This is a genomic window from Nocardia lijiangensis NBRC 108240 (genome assembly GCF_001613045.1).
Lineage (GTDB): Bacteria > Actinomycetota > Actinomycetes > Mycobacteriales > Mycobacteriaceae > Nocardia > Nocardia lijiangensis.
In genome coordinates this window covers 13,792-32,612 of the sequence record NZ_BDBP01000023.1, presented here as the reverse complement: position 1 = coordinate 32,612, position 18,821 = coordinate 13,792, and the positions used below count along the sequence as shown (strand labels likewise).

Sequence of the window (18,821 nt, the reverse complement as noted above, 5' to 3'; positions counted from 1 at the left end):
GATCGACCCCGACAACGCCGAGCCCGACGGCGCGCACATCCGGCAACGCTCAGGCCGACGCCCACTTCTCGCCGGTGATGAGCTCGTAGGCCTCCTGGTACTTGTGCCGGGTGGCCGCCACGATATCGGCCGGAATCTCCGGCCCCGGGGGCTCCTTGTCCCACCCCGTCGACGTGGACCAGTCCCGGACGAACTGCTTGTCGAAGGAGGGCTGCGGCCGGCCCGGCGCCCACTGGTCGGCGGGCCAGAAACGCGAGGAGTCGGAGGTGAGCACCTCGTCGCCGAGGGTGAGAACGTCACCGTCCCAGCCGAATTCGACCTTCGTGTCGGCGATGATGACGCCCTTGCTCGCAGCGTGGTCGGCCCCGCGCAGATAGATGTCGAGGGTGCGCGTGCGCAGCTGCTCGGCGACCTCGCGGCCCTCCTGGTTCACGACGTCGGCGAAGGTGATCGGCTCGTCGTGACCCTCGGACGCCTTGCTGGTGGGCGTGAAGATCGGCTCGGGCAGCTTGTCGCCGTCGCGCAGGCCGGGCGGCAGCGCGACGCCGGAGACGGTGCCGGTGCGCTCGTACTCCTTCAGGCCGGATCCGGTGAGATAGCCGCGGGCGATGCACTCCACGTGCACCATCTTCAGCGGTTTCACCCGGACGCCGCGGCCCGCGAACTCCGCGGGGACGTCGGTGGTGGACAGCACGTGATTGGGCACGTCGGCAAAGAACCGGAACCACCAGTTCGACAGCTGCGTCAGCAGCGCGCCCTTGTCCGGGATCGGCGTCGGCAGCACCACGTCGTACACCGAGACCCGATCGGAGGCGACCAGCAGCAACGTGTCGCCGTCCTCGTACAGGTCGCGCACCTTACCGGCGTGCACATGCTTCAACGTGGAGCCTCCGAATCCTTGGATGTGTGTCTGCGCTGCACACGAACGATACCGCCGCCCTCCACCGGCCCCGATGCCCCGCCTCCGGCTATCAGGAGTACTTCGCAGAGCATTCGTACGCCTCGCAAAGACTGCAACGTCTGCGAGGCGTACGAAACCTCTGCGACGACGGTTGGTCGCGGGCGGCGAGACTAGGGTTGGCGAGAAAGTTCTGCGCGGGCGGACCCGCCCGGTGGCATTGTGGACGCTGTCGTGCTCTCGGTGGGTGACCCGCCGCGAGTTCGCACCGTGCCGTGTTCGTCGAAGAGCGAAGGAGTTCCATGTCTGCCCCGAATCTCACCCGCGACCAGGCGATCGAGCGCGCCGCCACGGTCGGCGTCGAGAATTACCGCATCGAACTCGATCTCACCGACCAGCCGGCCGGCGCGGACGCCGCGGTCGGCGAGACGTTCGGCTCCAAGACCACGGTGACCTTCACCGCGACGCCGGGCGCGAGCACCTTCATCGACATCGTCGCCGCGGGCGTGCGCTCGGCGGTGCTCAACGGCGCCCCGCTCGACGTCTCCGACTACGACGAGGCCAAAGGCATCGCGCTGCACGACTTGGCCGAACGCAACGAGCTGGTCGTCGAGGCCGACTGCGTGTACTCGCACACCGGCGAGGGTCTGCACCGCTTCGTCGACCCCACCGACGACAAGGTCTACCTGTACTCGCAGTTCGAGACCGCCGACGCCAAGCGCATGTTCGCCTGCTTCGACCAGCCGGATCTGAAGGCCACCTTCGACATCACCGCCACCGCGCCCGCCGACTGGGAGGTCGTCTCCAACGGCGCGGGTAGCCGCGAGGACGCAGGCGAAGTCGCCGTGCACACCTTCGCCACCACGCCGCGGATGAGCACGTACCTCGTCGCGATGATCGCGGGCCCGTACGCGAAGTGGACCGACACCTACACCGACGGGCACGGCTCGATCCCGCTCGGCATCTTCTGCCGCGCGTCGCTGGCCGAACACATGGACGCCGACCGCCTCTTCACCGAGACCAAGCAGGGCTTCGGCTTCTACCACGACAACTTCGGCGTGCCCTACGCCTTCGGCAAGTACGACCAGCTGTTCGTGCCGGAGTTCAACGCGGGCGCGATGGAGAACGCGGGCGCGGTGACCTTCCTGGAGGACTACGTCTTCCGTTCCAAGGTGACCCGCGCGTCCTACGAGCGCCGCGCCGAGACCGTGCTGCACGAGATGGCGCACATGTGGTTCGGCGACCTGGTCACCATGAAGTGGTGGGACGACCTGTGGCTGAACGAGTCGTTCGCCACCTTCGCCTCGGTGCTGTGCCAGTCCGAGGCCACCGAGTACGCCAACGCGTGGACCACCTTCGCGAACGTGGAGAAGTCCTGGGCGTACCGGCAGGATCAGCTGCCCTCCACGCACCCGATCGCCGCAGACATCCCGGATCTGGCCGCGGTGGAGGTCAACTTCGACGGCATCACCTACGCCAAGGGCGCGAGCGTGCTCAAGCAGCTGGTGGCCTACGTCGGACTCCAGCCGTTCCTCGCGGGTCTGCGCGACTACTTCGCCGAACACGCCTACGGCAACGCCACCTTCGACGACCTGCTGAGCGCGCTGGAGAAGTCCTCCGGCCGCGACCTGTCCACCTGGGGCGCGCAGTGGCTCAAGACCACCGGCCTGAACATCCTGCGCCCCGATTTCCAGGTCGACGCCGACGGGAACTTCGGTTCCTTCGCGGTGATCCAGGAAGGCGCGGCTCCGGGCGCGGGTGAGCGGCGCGTGCATCGGCTGGCGGTCGGCGTCTACGACGATCAGGACGGCAAGCTGGTCCGCACCCATCGCGTCGAGCTCGACCTCGATGCCGCCGAGCGCACCGAGGTGCCCGAGCTGGTCGGCGTGCCGCGCGGCAAGTTCGTGCTGATCAACGACGACGACCTGACCTACTGCTCGGTGCGGCTGGACGCCGACTCGCTCGACGTGCTCGTCAACCGGATCGCCGACATCGCCGAACCGCTGCCCCGCACGCTGGCCTGGTCGGCGGCGTGGGAGATGACCAGGCAGGCCGAACTCAAGGCTCGCGACTTCGTCGCCCTGGTCCAGCGCGGCGTCGGCGCGGAGTCCGAGATCGGCGTGGTGCAGCGGCTGCTCATGCAGGCGCACACCGCGATCGGCAGCTACGCCGAGCCGGCGTGGGCGAACTCAGTCGGCTGGCCCGAATTCGCCGACCGCCTGCTGGAATTGGCGCGTGCGGCCGAGCCGGGCTCGGATCACCAGCTCGCCTTCGTCAACGCGCTGACCGGGGCCCGGCTGTTGGCCCGGCACACCGAGGTGTTGCGCGAGCTGCTCGACGGCGATCCGGCCACGCTCGGGCTGGCCGGTCTGACGGTCGACACCGATCTGCGCTGGCGGCTGGTCACCGCGCTCGCCGCGGCGGGCGAGATCGACGCCGAGGGCGCGGCCACGCCGACCATCGATCGGGAGCTCGCCAACGACCCGACGGCGGCGGGCAAGCGCCAGGCCGCGGCCGCGGCGACCGCGCGACCGATCGCCGAGGTCAAGGAAGAGGCGTGGGGCCGAGTCATGGACGACGACTCACTCCCCAACATCACCGCGCGCGCGATCGTCGGCGGCTTCGCCCCGGCGGGCCAGGGCGAGCTGCTCGGCACGTTCGTGGAACGCTACTTCGCCGAAATCCCGGCGGTCTGGGAGCGCCGCTCGAGCGAGGTCGCGCAGACGGTCGTCGTCGGCCTCTACCCGGCCTGGGAGATCACCGACGACGCGGTCGCCGTGGCGGACAAGTTCCTCGCCGAGAACCACCCGCCCGCCCTGCGCCGCCTGGTCTCCGAAGGCAAGGCAGGCATCGAACGCTCACTACGCGCCCGAACCTTCGACGCCCAGTAGCCCCGGTGCGTCCGGAGGGGCCGCAACCCCTCCGGACGCACCGATCTCACACACCGTTTCAACGCACCACAGTGCCGGTGCCTATGTGCGGCATGCGATGCCTGTGGGAACCGTCTCGCCGGGAGACGTTCGGCTGGAAGTGCCAGCCGCGTCACTCCAAGCTGACCCAGGCTCAGCCTGCGGGAAGCACCAACGCAGGCGCTCGGCCGACCGAGGAGCACTCGGTCGGAGGCGAGCCCACGGCACACCGTGCTCGCACACCTTTTCAACCCCTCACAGCGTCGGCGCCTATGTGCGGCATTCGATGCCTGTGTGGGACCGTCTTCGCATACCTTTCGACGCCTCGCAGCGCTTACAGCCTCTGCGACGCGTGTGAAGGCTATGCGAGGTCGGGGCGTGCGGTCAGCGTGCGAGGAAGTGCCAGCCGAGCCAGGCCCAGCAGAGCATTGCGATGATTCGCACCGGTCGGTGGGCGAGTGCTGCGGTGGCCACTTTGCTGAGCGGTGCGAGCAGGTTCGGGCGTAGGTGGGCGAGGGTTGTCAGGCCGAGGGCTAGTGCGCACAGGATGGCGAAACCCGCGATGACGAGGGCGCGTTCGGTCATCGCGTCACCAGCCATAGGCCGACGGCCAGCCAGATCAGCCAGCCCGCGAAGCGCAGCGGGCCCTGTTCGAGTGCCGGATCGAGCAGCGTGGAGAGGGTCGGGTGCTGGTCGCTCGGCTTCGTCCAATCCGGTTGGCGCACATACGCGTACGCCTCCCACCCGGCGGCCGCGAGCAGCAGCGCGGACCACGCCGCCGTACCCCGGCGCAGCGGTGGGGCCTTCGGCTCGACGGAGCGCGGTGCACGGATGGCGAGGACCAACGCCGCCGCGCCCACGACCAGAACCAGGACGGTCGCGGGCCAGCCGAACGGCTGGGTCAGCGCGCCGACCGCCGCCACCGAGACCACGCAGACGACCGTGAGCGCGCGCCTTCCGCTCGACGGACGCGCGGCGGGCGTCGACTCCGCTGCCACCGTCGCAGGATACGACCGCGGCAGCGGCGGAGTGCGCGGGTCAGCGGAAATGAACGATCTCCCTAGCTCGCCACCACCGAGCGAGACTGTGCCCGCCGTGCCGCCGACATCAGGACTCAACGGTCTGCCGACACCAGACATCGCCGCCGTCGGGACCACGCCCGCCGAGTACGAGCCTCAGCGAAACAGTTCGACGTTGTCCCGCGCCCACTGGGCGAAGGTGGTGGCCGGTGCGCCGGTGACGTCCGCGATGGTGGTCGTCGGGCGCTGCGGATGCTCGACCATGCTCGCGATCCCGTCGACGTACCACTCCGCGTAGGGCCCCATGGATGGTTCGAGCATCCGGATGGCCTCGTCGCGCGGCGTCTGCACGACAGTGAGGTCACGACCGAGGGCGGCGCCGATGCTGTGGATCTTGTCGGCCCTGGTGAGCGTTTCCGGGCCGGTCAGCTCGTAGGTGTTGCCCGCGTGCCCGTCGGAGAGCAGCACCGCCGCCGCGATTCGGGCGATGTCGTCCATGGCGATGGGCGCGTTCGCGGCACGCGGGTGCGGATCGCGGATCTCGTCGGAGGCCTTGATCTGCTCGGCCCACAGGACGGCGTTCTCGCTGAACTCGCCCGCGTACAGGTGGGTCCAGTCCAGGCCGGAGCTCTCGACGGCTTTCGCGACGGGCTGCCAATCGGTGTCCGCGTCACCGGACAGGTCGACGATGTGCCGGATGCCCGCCTTCTTCGCCAGCGCGACGACCTCGTCCACCGTTTCCAGCACCGGCGCGAGATACATGCGGTCGACGCCCTCGAACGCGGCGGGCAGCGTGGACAGCCGCCGCAGATAGCCGTGTGCGATCTCGACGCCCGCGGGGAAGCTCGCCCGCTCGGGGTGATTCGACAGTGCCCTGACATCCGTGGCGCCGCCCGCGATCAGGTGATCGACCACCATCCGTCCGATGTTGCCGGTGGCTCCGGTGACAAGAATCTTCATCCATCCACGGTGCCTGCGGTCCGGCGCTCCCGACAACCCCCATTCACGATCCCAATATCGCAGCGCCGCAAGAACACCCGGAAACGCCAGCGGCGCGCTCACCCGAATTCGGGTGAGCGCGCCGCGAGCACGCTGGTGACGTGTGGGGTCAGCGACCGATGGCGGCAGCCATCACGCGGACCGCGGAGATCAAGCCGTCGATCAGCTGACCCTGGCGGATCGAGCTGAGCGCGGCGGTGACGCCGAGCTGGCAGACGCGGTCGTTCGCGCGGTCGGCCACGTCGTGGCCGGAGCGGACCTCGATCGCCTTCTCGTTGGGCGAGACGGCGATGAGCACCGAACGCGCCGCCTCGGGGGTCGAGGAGAAGAGCGCGTCCGCGCCCGCGGCCGTGTCGGCGCCGAAATCGCCGACGTAGATGTTGAAGCGCACCTTGGTCGCCCTGGTCGCCTCGGTCAGCGTGTTGTCCATGGCGAGCCGCTCTTCATCGCTGAACGGGGCTTCCTTGAAGACATCGCCTGCCTCGTGCACACCGGACACGCGTCCGCTGCTGGTGAGGGCGTACCCGTGCGGGAGGTCGGCCTCGACCACCGCGGGCCAATTAGAACTTGCCACTTGCCCGGCCTCCGATCAGCTCAACCTGGGCGGATTCGATAGCCGCATGACTGCCATGCGACTGAGCGGTGTCGTGGTGGCCGTGTCCGGTCACCTCGTCGGTAGCACTCCACAGCACCGGATCCGCGGTCCACTTCTGTCCGAGTTCGAAGTGAACCGGCTTCTCGCCGGGCAGCGGCTTACCGAGAAACGACAATCCAGCGATCGCCGCGTAGATCACCAGCGGGATGCCGACGAAGATCAGCACTGTCTCGAGAATGCTCACGGCCTAACGGTAGACGATGCTGTGTAGTAGACGCTCGACCGGTCGTCCACTCGCCCCGTGTCGAAACCCGACCGCGAGCGCGCGGGACCCACATCAGACCAGCCAGGCCGCCGCGTCGGGAGGCAGGTGCCCGCTCGCCAGCGGTGCGCTGGCCAACAGCAGTTCGCCGGGCGGCAGGGGGATCGGCGCCGCGCTCGCGTTGAGGACGCAGACCAGTCCGCCGGGGCGGCGGAACGCCAGGCACCCCGCGGGGCTGCCGTACCACTCGATCCGCGGACCGGCGAATTCCGGTCGCAGACGGCGCAATTCGATCGCCAACCGGTACAGCGAGACGGTCGACCCGAGTTCCTCGAGCTGCGCCTCCACGCTCAGCCCGGCCCAGTCCGGCGGGATCGGCAGCCACGAACGCTCGCACGTGGTGAACCCGAACGGCGGCCGGTCGCCCTCCCACGGGATCGGCACCCGGCAGCCGTCGCGCCCGCGTTCGGTGTGCCCGGATCGTTCCCACACCGGGTCCTGCAGCACCTCCTCCGGCAGGTCGTCCACGTTCGGGAGGCCGAGTTCGGCGCCGTTGTAGATGAACACCGCGCCGGGCAGTGCCAGCTCGACCAGGATCATCGCCCTGGCCCGTGCCAGCCCGGCCGCGCCACCGCCGTAGCGGGTGACCTCGCGCTCGACGTCGTGATTGGACAACGTCCAGGTGGGCACGGCGCCGACCGGGGCCACCGCGGCCAGCGAGTTGTCGATGGCATGACGCATCGCGTCGGCGGTGAACGGGGTCTCGGCCAGGCGGAAGTTGAAGGCCAGATGCAGTTCGTCGGGTCGCACGTATTCGCCGAAGCGGGTGTTGTCGTCGACCCAGACCTCGCCGATGGACACCGCGTGCGGGTACTCGTCGATCACCTTGCGGATGCGGCGGTGGATGTCGTGCACGCCCGCGTTGTTGAAGCGCGGATCGCTGTCGTCGTGGATGAGCATCTTGGTGGACACGGTCTGCATATCCGGCAGCCCGGGCGGTTTGGCCATGCCGTGCGCCACGTCGATGCGGAAACCGTCCACCCCGCGGTCGAGCCAGAAGCGCAGCGTCTGCTCGAAATCCGCGACGACCTCGGGGTTCTCCCAGTTCAGGTCCGGCTGTTCGGGCGCGAAGAGGTGCAGGTACCACTGGCCTGGCGTGCCGTCGGGCTCGGTGACCCTGGTCCAGGCGGGGCCGCCGAAGATACTCGGCCAGTTGTTGGGCGGTTCGTCACCGCTGGGTCCGCGCCCGTCACGGAAGATGTAGCGTGCCCGTTCCGGGCTGCCCGGCGCGGCGGTCAGCGCCGCCTGGAACCAGGGGTGCTCGCTGCTGGTGTGGTTCGGCACCAGGTCCATGGTGACTTTGAGTCCCCGGGTGCGCGCCGCGGCGACGAGCGCGTCGAAGGCGGCCATGCCGCCGAAGAGGGCGTCGATATCGCGGGGGTCGGCGACGTCGTAGCCACCGTCGGCCATCGGCGAGCGCATCACCGGGCAGATCCACAGCGCGTCGACGCCGAGCAGTTCCAGATAGCCGAGCTTCTCGCGCACGCCACCCAGATCGCCGATGCCGTCGCCGTCGGAATCGGCGAAGGACCGGGGGTAGACCTGGTAGAACACGGCGGATCGCCACCACGGTTGGCCGCTGCGATCCGCCGACGACGGCACGGCAGGTGTAGCTGTCACGTTCGTAATAGTGCCAAAGCCATGGGGCGAATTCCCCTTGGGAGAGGGCATGTCTCACTATCTGGCAAATCCACAGCGAATCCTTGCTTCTGCCGGTGGTCGCACCGCGTCTCACATCGGCGCGTTCACCAGCGAGTACGCCGCCATCTCCAGGTAGTCGAGCAGGGCCTTGCGGCGAACGTCGTCGAGGAGGTCCGGCTCGATCTCCGCGACCGCGATCCGCATGCAGCGCAGCCAGGCGTCGCGTTCGAGCGGGCCGATGGTGAACGGCATGTGCCGCATGCGCAGGCGCGGATGGCCGCGTTCGTCGGAGTAGGTGCGCGGACCGCCCCAGTACTGCTCGAGGAACATGCGCAGCCTGCGCTCGGCGGGGCCGAGGTCTTCCTCCGGGTAGAGCGGGCGTAGGATCTCGTCGGCGGCTACTTCGCGATAGAACACCGCCACGATCCGCCGGAACGTCTCCGCACCGCCGACCGCCTCGTAGAACGACGTCGTGGTCTGCTCGCCCGAACTCATCAGGTCCTCTCGATTGGTCCGATCCCCGCACTCCATTGTGCCCGTCGCGAGACGGGACGCCACGGCAGGACGGGGCGCGCGACGGCGGGTTCAGGTAGCGGAGCGGCGGCTCTTCAGCCGCAGTTAACCCAACATTGTGCGAAATCACCGTGCAATGACGCGTGTTCCATGGTCATATTGGTGACAATCTCCGCGGGAGATAGCACATGATCTTGAACCTGACGAAATCGGGGTCATCCAGATGAAGCAGCGGCATGGCCGGTCACACGAGGCCAGGACCCACCGACAACTCCAGCCCGCCGACGTCCACAATCGTGGGTCGGGGGCTACTCCGCTGCACATCTTGTCCGAACATCATCCGGGATCACACCGTCCCGGTGAGGCTCCTCATCGCGCCGATCACGGTCACCACCTCACGCCGGTCCAGGCCGAGACCGCCCACTGGTTGAAGCGCCGGGTGTTGCTTCTGAACGCCACCTACGAGCCGCTCACCGCGCTGTCCGCCCGCCGTGCCGTCGTCCTGCTCATCTGCGACAAAGCCGACGCCGTGCACCACAATCCCGAAGGCCCGGTCGTCCATTCCGCCGGAGCCGAGGTGGCCATTCCCTCGGTCATCCGATTGCGCACCTACGTGCGCGTCCCCTATCGCGCCCGCGTCCCGATGACCAGGGCCGCGCTCATGCACCGCGACCGCTACCGCTGCGGATACTGCGGCGGCAAGGCCGAAACCATCGACCACGTCATCCCGCGCAGCCGCGGCGGCGAGCATTCGTGGGAGAACTGCGTGGCCAGCTGCGCACCGTGCAACCACCGCAAAGCCGACAAGTTGCTCAGCGAGCTGGGCTGGACGCTGCGATCACCGTTGATCTCCCCGAAAGGGCCGCACTGGCGGCTGCTGTCCACGACGTCCGATCTGGATCCGGTCTGGTTGCAGTATCTCGGCGAAGGCGCCGCCTGAGATTCAGCCGTACTCGACGACGAGCGTCGCCCAGGTCCCCGGTTCGAGCGCCTCGAAAGTGTGCGGCGCGTCGCCCGGGTAGGAGATGTAGTCGCCCGGCCCCAGCTCCACCGGAGCCTCGATCGGCCCCGCCAGCGCGCGACCCGTCGCCAGCAGCACGTGCTCGATGACGCCGGGAATGTGCGGATCCGATTCCCTGGCATGTCCGGGTTCGGCGGTGATCCGGAACAGGTCGCGGCGGGCGTTCGGCATACCGGAAGCGAGCAGCGTCGCCCGGTACTCCGACTGTTCGGCCGCCAAGACGGGACCCTCGCCCGCGCGGATCACCTGAACGGCGGGTCGCGGCGGGTCGAGCAATCGGGAGAACGGCATGTCCAGCGCGACGCACAGCGCCCAGAGTGTCTCCAGGCTCGGATTGCCGCTGCCCGATTCCAGTTGCGACAGCGTCGATTTCGCGATGCCCGCCCGGTTGGCCACCTCGCTCAGGGAGAGCCCGGCGCGGGTGCGCTCGCGGCGCAGCGAGGCGGCGATCACCGCCTGCGGCGTCGCCGTCGTCGTGTGGTTCTGCGCCATTCCCAGCTCCCGTCGAGTCCGAACCGCTCAACAGAAAACCATATTGACGAACCGGCCTGCCATGTTCACTATAAGCTACATGCGTTCGATATGGCGAACACTCGACCGGGAGACGTTGTCCGGCATCGCGGCGGTCTGCCTCGCGGTCGGCGTCATCGGCGTCTCCTACGGTACGACCGCGGTGGCCGGGGGTTTCCCGGTGTGGCTGCCGGTGCTGCTCGGCACCGTCGTGCTCGCCGGCGGCGCGGAGTTCCTGTTCATCGGCATCGTCGCCGCGGGCGGCAATCCGATCGCCGCCACACTGGCCGGGCTGTTGGTCAACGCGAGGCACCTGCCCTACGGGTTGTCGGTGCCCGATGTCGTTGGCACCGGATGGCGGCGCCTGATCGGTGTGCACGTGATGAACGACGAGGCGGTCGCGATGGCGCTGGCCGAAGCCGAACCCGACCGCCGCCGCGCCGTCTACTGGGCCTGCGGTCTCGGCGTCCTGCTCGCCTGGCCGGGGGGCGCGGCGCTCGGCGCGCTCATCGGCACGGTGGTGCCGGACACCTCGGTGCTCGGGCTCGACGCGGTGTTCCCCGCGGTGTTGCTCGCCCTGGTCATCCCCGCGTTGCGCGACCGGACGACGTTCGGGGCGGTGTGTGTCGGCACGGGTGTCGCGGTGGTGAGCGCGCCGTTCCTGCCCGCGGGTTTGCCGGTGCTGCTTGCTCTTTCGGGGGTGCTGGTCGCGGCGATCGCGCTGGGACGCACCGCGCGAGACGAGCACGGGCCTGTAAGCGACGCGACCGACGAACGACACTCCGCGGAGAGCTTCGCGAAGGACCGGCACTCCGCGACCGCCGCCGCGTGCGATGTGCCAGGCATCTCGGCGGACGACGCGCCCTCTACGCCGAAGGGCTACGAACCCTGTGACTGCGGACCGAAGGAGGCCCGATGATGTTGGCCGCCGGAGTGATCGCCCTCGCGGCGGGCACTTACGCCTTCCGCTGGGCCGGACCCGCATTGCGCAGCCGCATCCGCTTCCCGGAACGTGCGCGCCAGCTGCTGGAGATCGGCGCGGTCGTGCTGCTGGCCGCGCTGGTTGCCGTGACGACCCTGCCCTTCGGTACCGGACACGTCGGCGTCGCACTGCCCGCCGGAGTGATCGTCGGCGGTGTCCTCGCATGGCGACGCAGCCCGCTGCTCGTCGTGATCTTGGCCGCCGCGGCCACCACCGCCGTCCTGCGGCTCGTCGGAGTCTCCTGATCCGGCACAGCGACTCGGCAGTCATGCCTGCCACGTCGCGGCGCTCCCTGACGCCACGACTCAGCCCGACCCGCCATGGCAGACGTCAGCGGTGGTCCTCGCATGGTGACGCAGTCCGCTGCTCATGTGATCTTGGCCGCCGCTGCGACCACGGCCGTCCTGCGGCTCGTCGCAGTCTTGATCCGCGACGAGACCTTGCCGACGAGGTCTGCCACACCGCGGCGCTCCCTGACGCCACGACTCAGCCCGACCCGCCGTGGCAATCGTTGGCGGTGTCCCCTCATGGCGGCACAGTCCGCTGCTCATGTGATATTGGCCGCCGCGGCCACTACCGCCGTCCTGCGGCTCGTCGCAGTCTTGATCCGCGACGAAGCCTCGCCGACCAGGTCTGCCACACCGCGATGCACCCACGGCTCACGGCTCACGGCTCACGGCTCACGGCTCACGGCTCACGGCGACTATGCCGCCCGGCTACCGGCTGTCGGCTGTCGGCTGTCGGCTGTCGGCTGTCGGCTGTCGGCTGTCGGCTGTCGGCTGTCGGCTGTCGGCTCACGGTCTAACGCGTTCGCATGCGAAAGGCGGCTCGTAGCGCACGGCGCTTTGGTCGCAGCATGACCACCGCCAGCTCAGCGGCGGTGTCGACCGGCTGCGCCGCAGCGTCAGTTTGGTAGGAGCGGGATGCTGCCCGCGCGGCGGCGGGCGACCGAGCCGTAGCGGGCGTCCAGACGCAGCCAGGTGGGGGTGGCGCGCACGCGCACGATCTCGGTGGGCGGGATGCGGCGGGCTTCGACCTTTTCGCCGGAGTGCGGGATGAAATCCATTGCGGTGAGCGCGAAGACGACGCGCATCGGCACCTCCACGCTGGTGTCGGCGGCCGAGACCGTGAGCACGGTCTGGTCGAGCAGCGAGGCGGGCGGCCCGTGCTGGCTGCCGTGCTCCCTGGCCAATTCCGCGCCGCGCTCGGCCAATTCGACGAGGGTGCGCGCGGGCACATCGTCGACGTGCGCGAATCCCTCGGCGGGCGGCAGCGCGCCGCGCCACGCCGAGTCCATCGAATACCCCAGGTCGAGCGGGCTGCCCGAGCGCAGTCCGGACAGCACCATATCGGCGCCGACGGTGACGTCGTCCACGCCGAGCTCGGCGATCACCGTGCGCACCGCGAGCGCCTCGAAACCCGTAGCCACCCAGGCGGATACGTAGCGCTCGCCGCGGCGGCGCAGCCGTACTACCGCGGCCTGGTCCAGCCGGACGGCCCTGCTCAGGAAGGTGGCGAGGTTCTCGCGTTCGGCCGGGTCGGAAACGTGCAGCACGCGCTGCTCTGCCATCACAACCACTCTGTCGTCATGGGACCGGCGATCAGCACGTCGCGGTCACTTGTCCATCCACTCGGTGAGGTAGTCGCGCTCCGGGTCAGTGAGGCGGCGCAGGCGCTGGGTGTCGATGTCGAACGCGGCGAGCTGGGTGGTGGCGAGCACGGCGGGCGGCGAATCGGGCGCTGCGCCGTTGGCCCGCACCTCGTAGCCGACCGTGAAATCGACCGCACGCAACTGCTCGATCCACATCGCGATGTCGAGCGGGGTGTCCTCGTGACGGAGCTGACCGCGGTAGCGCACGCGCAGGTCGGCCAGGACGCAGCCGGACCGCAGCGCGGAGGTCGGGCGGCCCTCTTCGAACAGCCACGGGATACGCGCCTCTTCCAGCAGCGTCACCATCCTGGCGTGGTTGACGTGCTGGAACACATCCATGTCGGACCATCGGATCTCGACCTTGGCGTGAAAACGCTTGGGCAGCAGCACGGAACCCCCGTAGCTCTTCCCGTCACCGTTCAACGAATTAGTCACTGCGTGGTACCTCCGGTGGACGCCCAGTCACCCACCAGGACGCACACGCTGCGGCGCCGCAACAGGCAGACGAGGCGAGATCGTGGGTCTGGAAAATCCGACAACTCCAACACGGCGACCCGGGGCGGGCCCGGACCGAGACCGATCTTCGACGACCAGTATCGCAATATCGTCCCGACGGGTCCTGACGGGGGCGATGGGCGGGGGTGCCGCCGACTCGGCGCAACCCCCGCCGCGTACGCCTAGCGCGGCACCTCCGACTGCGCGCCGACGCCGCTGACCATGCTGCGCACCTGCCGCGCCGCCACGGACAGCGTCGCCAGGTCGTGGGCCCCGGATTCGAACAGCTCCGACAGCGCCGCCCGCGCGCGACCCAGCCTGGACTGGTTCTTCGACTCCCAGTAGGCGATCTTCTCGTCGGCGGTCTCCTCCGGTTCACCGGCGGAGAGCACGTCCAGGGTGAGCGAGCGCAGCGAACCGTACATGTCGTCGCGCAGCGACAGCCTGGCCAGCGCGTGCCAGCGGTCCCCGCGCTCCAGGTGACTCACCGCCTGCAGCAGCCAATCGATCTTGAGGTGGTCGTTCAGCGCGTAGTACAGCGCGCCGACCTCCTCGCCGTCGCGGTCGGTGATGTCGGCGATGTCGAGCACGTCGAGCAGCGGGAACAGAGTCAGCAGGCCGAACACCTCGGTGGCCAGATCGGTCGGCGCGCCGCGCGCGATCAACTCGGCGGACTGATCGGTCAGCGTCGCCACGTGGTGGCCGCGCAACCAGCCGGGCACCTTCGAGGCCAGCTCGCGCACGCCCCGGCTGTACCGGTTGATCTCGGCGCCGACTGCGATCGGCTGGGGACGATTGCTGAGCAGCCAGCGCGAGGCCCGATCGAGGGTGCGCTTCGTCTCCAGCTCCAGTTCGTCACGCACGGAGATGGGGACGTCGGCCGATCGGATCCGCGCCCACATGGCGTGCAGGTCGAAGATCTCGGTGGTCGCGGCGAAGGCGCGCACCGCGTCGATGGTCGTCGCCCCCACCTCCTCGGTCAGCCGGAACGCGTAGCTGATCCCGCCGTAATCCACCATCTCGTTGGCGATCATGGTGGTGACGATCTCCCGGCGCAGCCGGTGCTTCTTGATGGCGCTGCCGAAACGGGTCCGCAGCGGCGTCGGGAAGTACTCCGGCAGCCGGGCCGCGAAGTAGGCCATGTCCGGCAGATCGGAGTCGAGCAGGTCGGTCTTGAGCGAAAGCTTCACGTGCGCCATGAGATTGGCCAGTTCCGGCGAGCACAGGCCCGCGCCGTCCTCCTGACGCCGTTTCATCTCCGCGGGAGAGGGCAGCGCCTCGAGCTCGCGGTCCAGGCCGCGGCGCTGTTCGAGTTCGTCGACGAGGCGCATATTGACGTTCATCATGCGCGGCGCCTCGAAGCGGGCCATGCCCATCAGGAAGTTCTGGGACACGTTGTCCCGCAACACCATCTCGGCAACCTCGTCGGTCATCGACGCGAGCAGCGGGTTGCGCTCCTCCTCGGACAGCAGCCCGCCGCTGACCACGCCGTCGAGCAGGACCTTGATGTTGACCTCGTGGTCGGAGCAGTCCACGCCCGCGGAGTTGTCCAGCGCGTCGGTGTTCATCTTGCCGCCGTTGCGGGTGAACTCGATGCGACCGAGCGCGGTGGCGCCCAGATTGCCGCCCTCGCCGATCACCCTGACCCGCAACTGGTTTCCGTTGACGCGCACCGGGTCGTTGGACTTGTCGCCGACGTCGGCGTTGGACTCGGCGCTCGCCTTGATGTAGGTGCCGATGCCACCGTTCCACAGCAGCTGCGCGGGCGCGAGCAGGATCGCGCGCACCAGTTCCGGCGGCGAGAGCGACTCGACCTCGTCGGCAAGGCCGAGCGCCGCCCGCGCCTGCGGGCTGATCGGCACGGACTTCACCGTGCGATCCCAGACGCCGCCGCCCGCGCTGATCAGCGAGGTGTCGTAGTCCGCCCACGAGGACCGCGGCAGTGCGAACATGCGCTGCCGCTCCCGGAACGACCGCGCGGCATCCGGATTCGGATCGAGGAAGATGTGCCGGTGGTCGAAGGCCGCGACCAGCCGGATGTGCTCGGAGAGCAGCATGCCGTTGCCGAACACGTCGCCGCTCATGTCGCCGATGCCGACCACGGTGAAGTCCTCGGTCTGGGTATCGATGTCCATCTCGCGGAAGTGGCGCTTCACGCTCTCCCACGCGCCCTTGGCGGTGATGCCCATGGCCTTGTGGTCGTAGCCCGCGGAACCGCCGGAGGCGAAGGCGTCGCCGAGCCAGAACCCGTAGCCCTGCGCCACGCCGTTGGCGATGTCGGAGAAGGTCGCGGTGCCCTTGTCGGCGGCGACCACCAGGTAGGTGTCGTCGCTGTCGCGGCGGATCACCCTGGCGGGCGGCAGCACCCGGCCCGTGGTCAGGTCGACGTTGTCGGTGATGTCGAGCAGGCCGGAGATGAAGGTGCGGTAGCAGGCGACGCCCTCGGCGCCGAGCGCCTGCCGATCGGCGACCGGATCGCCGGTCGAGGCGGGCGGCTGCTTCACCACGAATCCGCCCTTGGCGCCGACCGGGACGATCACCGCGTTCTTCACCGCCTGCGCCTTCACCAGGCCCAGGATCTCGGTGCGGAAATCCTCCAGGCGGTCCGACCAGCGCAGGCCGCCGCGCGCCACCGGACCGAAGCGCAGGTGCACGCCCTCGACCCTCGGCGAGTACACGAAGATCTCGAATTGCGGTCGCGGCTTGGGCAATTCGGCGATCTCGCGCGGCTCGACCTTCATCGAGACGTAGTCGCGCGACATGCCCTCGAAGTCGGCCACATAGTAGTTGGTGCGCAGTGTCGCCTTCACGAGGCCGAGGATGGCGCGCAGGATGCGGTCGGCGTCCAGGCTCACCACCTCGTCGACGCGGGCACGCAGTTGGGTCTCCAGCTCGGCGGCGTGCTCGGCCGACACGGTGTCCGGGTCGAACCGCGCGGTGAACAGGTCGACGAACAACCGCGCCACATCCGGGTAGGCCAGCAGCACCCGGGTGATGTTGGCCTGACTGTACGGAAAACCGGCCTGCTGAAGGTATTTCGCGTAGGTGCGCAGGATCGACACGGCGCGCCATGGCAGCCGCGCACGCAGCACCAGCTCGTTGAGTCCGTCGGCCTCGGCGCGGCCGTACCAGACCGCCGCGAACGCATCGGTGAAACGTTCGCGCAGCCCGCGCACCTCCGCCTCCAGGACGTCGGCCCGCGCCGGGGCTTCCAGCAGTTCCGCGTCCAGGTCGCGGTCCAGGGAGCTGCGCAGCAATTCGGGGCGCGCGAGCAGCCCGAAATCGTAGATCCAGCGCTCCACGCTCGGGCCGCCGGGCGTGGCCGGGTCGAGCTGGAGCTGATAGGGCCGCTCGTCGACCACCTCGACGCCGAGGCTCTGCAACACCGGAAGCACCTGGCTCAGCGAGATGCCGGTGCCGCCGATGTACAGGGAGAAGCGCCACGAGCCGGGCTCCGATTCCGGCTTGCGGTAGAGGTGCTGGGCGATGGCGCCCTCGGCCATGCGCTCCAGCCTGCCGATGTCGCGCAGGGCGCGGCCCGGGCTGAAGTCCTGCTTGTACCCCTCGGGGAAGGCGGCGACGTAGCGCTGCACCACCGCGGGATCGAGCACCGTCGAGGTGCTCACCTCGTCGTTGAGGTGGTCGTCCCACGTGTTGCTCGCCTCGGCGAGCAGGCGCTGGATGCGCAACCGGTTGGCTTCGGAGGTGTCGGCGACGACGGGCGCTTCGGCGGGCACGGTGAACCCGGCCTCGGGCATCCGCACCGTGAAATACACACTGGCGAGCTCGCTTTCGCTCACCCGCGCGGAATAGTCGATGGACTCGCCGCCCAGTTCGCGGACCAGGATCTCCTGCATCTCCAGCCGCACCCGGGTGGTGTAGCGGTCGCGCGGCAGGTACACCATGCAGGCCACGAACCGGCCGTAGGTGTCCAGGCGCAGGAAAAGGCGGACTTGGCGACGCAGGCCGACGTTGAGCACCGCGGTCGCGGTGCGCCGCATGGTCTCGGCGTCGGAGGAGAACAGCTCGGTCCGCGGAAAGCTCTGGATGACCTCGAGCATGGCCTGGCCGGAGAAGGAGTCCAGGTCGAATCCGCTCTCCTCGATCACCGAGCGCACCCGGCGACCGATCAACGGAATGTCGAGCACGTTCTCGTGCATGGCCGTCACGGTGAACACGCCGATGAACAGATGCTCGCCGATGATCGCGCCGGACTCGTCGAAATCGGCGACGCCCACGAAATACGGGTACACCGAACGGTGCACGGTGGCGGGCACCAGTCCCTGGATCAAAGTCAGCAACGGACGATCGGCGCCGTTGACCGGGACACGAAAATCGGTACCGACGTCCGGGCGCAGCACGCCGAGGCAGGTGCCGGGCAACGGATTCGACACCGTCTTGTCGCCCTCGGTGCTGAGACGGTACCGGGCGTAACCGAGCACCGTGAAATTACCCTCGCCGAGCCAGCGCAGCAGATTGCCGCAGTCGACCAGATCGGTTGCGGGGAACGGCGCGGAGCCGGATTTCGCCGCCCGTTCCAGATCGTCGGCCAGGGCGCTCTGAACCTGCCTGATGGCCTCGGTGTCACCGATGACCTGTCGCACGTCGGCCACCACGTCCGGCATCGACTGTTCGATGTGGTCGAGCTGGGCGCGGCTGGTGGAGGGATGCAGTTGCAGGTGCATCCACGACTCACGCAGCGCCATCGAGCCGTTGGCGTCCACCTCGTGCGGTACTGCCCTGGTCAGCCGACCGTCGGAGTCCCGCTCCACCTCGAAGATCGGATGGATCACCTCGCTGACGCTCAGCCCGGCGCGGCTCAGCGACGAGGAGATCGATTCGACCAGCAGCGGCATATCGTCGGTCACGACCTGGACCGCGGCGCCGAGCCCGGACCCGTCGTCCGGGTGATAGACCTGGACAAGGGCGCGACCGGTCTGGCGCGTCATCGCCAATTCCAGGTGTCGCCGGAAAATCTGGGTGATACCGGTGATTGCACAGTCCACATCGCCCGCGTCGACGTGGCGGAAATACGCCTCTTCGAGGGTCGCGAGATCACCGCGCAGCGACTGCGGCAAACTCGCGGCCCACGCCGCACCGGACAATTCGGACGAGACCGTCATTTTTTCGCCAACTCCCTCGGATTCGGTTCCGCAACAAAGTGACGCCGGTCCGAGGGTAACTGTGCCGTGCTGACGCGGGGGTGAATTCCCTTCCAAATGCAGGGTGTTCACCGATACCGTGCGTTCGCCGCTGAATTGCCGAG

The 18,821-nt window shown here is 68.8% G+C and carries 15 protein-coding genes and 1 pseudogene; 4 read left to right on the top strand and 12 right to left on the bottom strand.

Annotated features, from left to right (window positions below; all coding sequences use genetic code 11):
• Window positions 1-49: 49 nt before the first annotated feature.
• Window positions 50-880: a phosphoribosylaminoimidazolesuccinocarboxamide synthase gene (locus NL1_RS09295; RefSeq protein ID WP_067836528.1), complete on the bottom strand. Its 831-nt coding sequence runs from the start codon at window positions 878-880 to the stop codon at window positions 50-52.
• A 320-nt stretch (window positions 881-1,200) separates the two neighbouring features.
• On the opposite strand from NL1_RS09295, the gene pepN reads away from it, so the two are divergent.
• Entirely contained in the window at window positions 1,201-3,789 is a 2,589-nt protein-coding gene (pepN, locus tag NL1_RS09290; RefSeq protein ID WP_067836526.1) for an aminopeptidase N, read from the top strand.
• A gap of 402 nt (window positions 3,790-4,191) precedes the next feature.
• Here the strand turns inward: pepN and NL1_RS09285 are convergent, their stop codons facing one another.
• The 7 genes from NL1_RS09285 to NL1_RS09255 all read right to left on the bottom strand — a co-directional run bounded on the left by NL1_RS09285 (window position 4,192) and on the right by NL1_RS09255 (window position 8,878).
• Window positions 4,192-4,392 carry a DUF6186 family protein gene (locus tag NL1_RS09285; RefSeq protein WP_067836523.1) on the bottom strand — a complete coding sequence of 67 codons (201 nt, stop codon included), beginning with the start codon at window positions 4,390-4,392 and terminating at the stop codon, window positions 4,192-4,194.
• Window positions 4,389-4,805: a hypothetical protein gene (locus tag NL1_RS09280; protein WP_156094761.1), complete on the bottom strand. Its 417-nt coding sequence runs from the start codon at window positions 4,803-4,805 to the stop codon at window positions 4,389-4,391. Before NL1_RS09280 ends, NL1_RS09285 begins: the two co-directional genes overlap by 4 nt.
• A 177-nt stretch (window positions 4,806-4,982) precedes the next feature.
• Window positions 4,983-5,786, bottom strand: a complete 804-nt coding sequence (locus tag NL1_RS09275; RefSeq protein WP_067836517.1) for an NAD(P)H-binding protein — start codon at window positions 5,784-5,786, stop codon at window positions 4,983-4,985.
• Window positions 5,787-5,934: 148 nt separating this feature from the next.
• On the bottom strand, window positions 5,935-6,399 hold the full coding sequence (locus tag NL1_RS09270) for a DUF5130 domain-containing protein (RefSeq protein WP_067836515.1): 465 nt from the start codon (window positions 6,397-6,399) through the stop codon (window positions 5,935-5,937).
• On the bottom strand, window positions 6,386-6,664 hold the full coding sequence (gene ctaJ, locus NL1_RS09265) for an aa3-type cytochrome oxidase subunit CtaJ (protein ID WP_067836512.1): 279 nt from the start codon (window positions 6,662-6,664) through the stop codon (window positions 6,386-6,388). The genes NL1_RS09270 and ctaJ overlap by 14 nt, the downstream gene beginning before the upstream one ends.
• 93 nt (window positions 6,665-6,757) lie before the next feature.
• On the bottom strand, window positions 6,758-8,413 hold the full coding sequence (locus tag NL1_RS09260) for a glycoside hydrolase family 13 protein (RefSeq protein ID WP_067836509.1): 1,656 nt from the start codon (window positions 8,411-8,413) through the stop codon (window positions 6,758-6,760).
• A 60-nt stretch (window positions 8,414-8,473) separates the two neighbouring features.
• Entirely contained in the window at window positions 8,474-8,878 is a 405-nt protein-coding gene (locus NL1_RS09255; RefSeq protein WP_067836506.1) for a globin, read from the bottom strand.
• Window positions 8,879-9,119: 241 nt separating this feature from the next.
• Between NL1_RS09255 and NL1_RS09250 the strand changes: the two genes are divergently transcribed.
• Window positions 9,120-9,836: an HNH endonuclease gene (locus NL1_RS09250; protein WP_245673160.1), complete on the top strand. Its 717-nt coding sequence runs from the start codon at window positions 9,120-9,122 to the stop codon at window positions 9,834-9,836.
• Window positions 9,837-9,839: 3 nt separating this feature from the next.
• Here NL1_RS09250 and NL1_RS09245 read toward each other — a convergent pair whose 3' ends face one another.
• A complete protein-coding gene (locus NL1_RS09245; RefSeq protein ID WP_067836503.1) occupies window positions 9,840-10,409 on the bottom strand; it encodes a helix-turn-helix domain-containing protein in 570 nt (189 codons plus the stop codon).
• A 79-nt stretch (window positions 10,410-10,488) separates the two neighbouring features.
• Here NL1_RS09245 and NL1_RS09240 point away from each other — a divergent pair.
• Both NL1_RS09240 and NL1_RS09235 read left to right on the top strand, forming a co-directional pair.
• Window positions 10,489-11,133 (top strand): annotated as a pseudogene (locus NL1_RS09240) (AzlC family ABC transporter permease); the annotation flags it as partial.
• 209 nt (window positions 11,134-11,342) lie between these two features.
• A complete protein-coding gene (locus NL1_RS09235; protein WP_067836500.1) occupies window positions 11,343-11,654 on the top strand; it encodes an AzlD domain-containing protein in 312 nt (103 codons plus the stop codon).
• A gap of 659 nt (window positions 11,655-12,313) precedes the next feature.
• On the opposite strand, the gene NL1_RS09230 is transcribed toward NL1_RS09235, so the two are convergent.
• From NL1_RS09230 to NL1_RS09220, 3 genes are all read right to left on the bottom strand, one after another.
• A complete protein-coding gene (locus tag NL1_RS09230) occupies window positions 12,314-12,979 on the bottom strand; it encodes a DUF8185 domain-containing protein (protein WP_067836497.1) in 666 nt (221 codons plus the stop codon).
• A 45-nt stretch (window positions 12,980-13,024) separates the two neighbouring features.
• A complete protein-coding gene (locus NL1_RS09225; protein WP_444980015.1) occupies window positions 13,025-13,483 on the bottom strand; it encodes an acyl-CoA thioesterase in 459 nt (152 codons plus the stop codon).
• Window positions 13,484-13,737: 254 nt separating this feature from the next.
• Window positions 13,738-18,678, bottom strand: coding sequence for an NAD-glutamate dehydrogenase (locus NL1_RS09220; protein WP_067836492.1), 4,941 nt, complete (start codon window positions 18,676-18,678; stop codon window positions 13,738-13,740).
• Window positions 18,679-18,821: the final 143 nt, after the last annotated feature.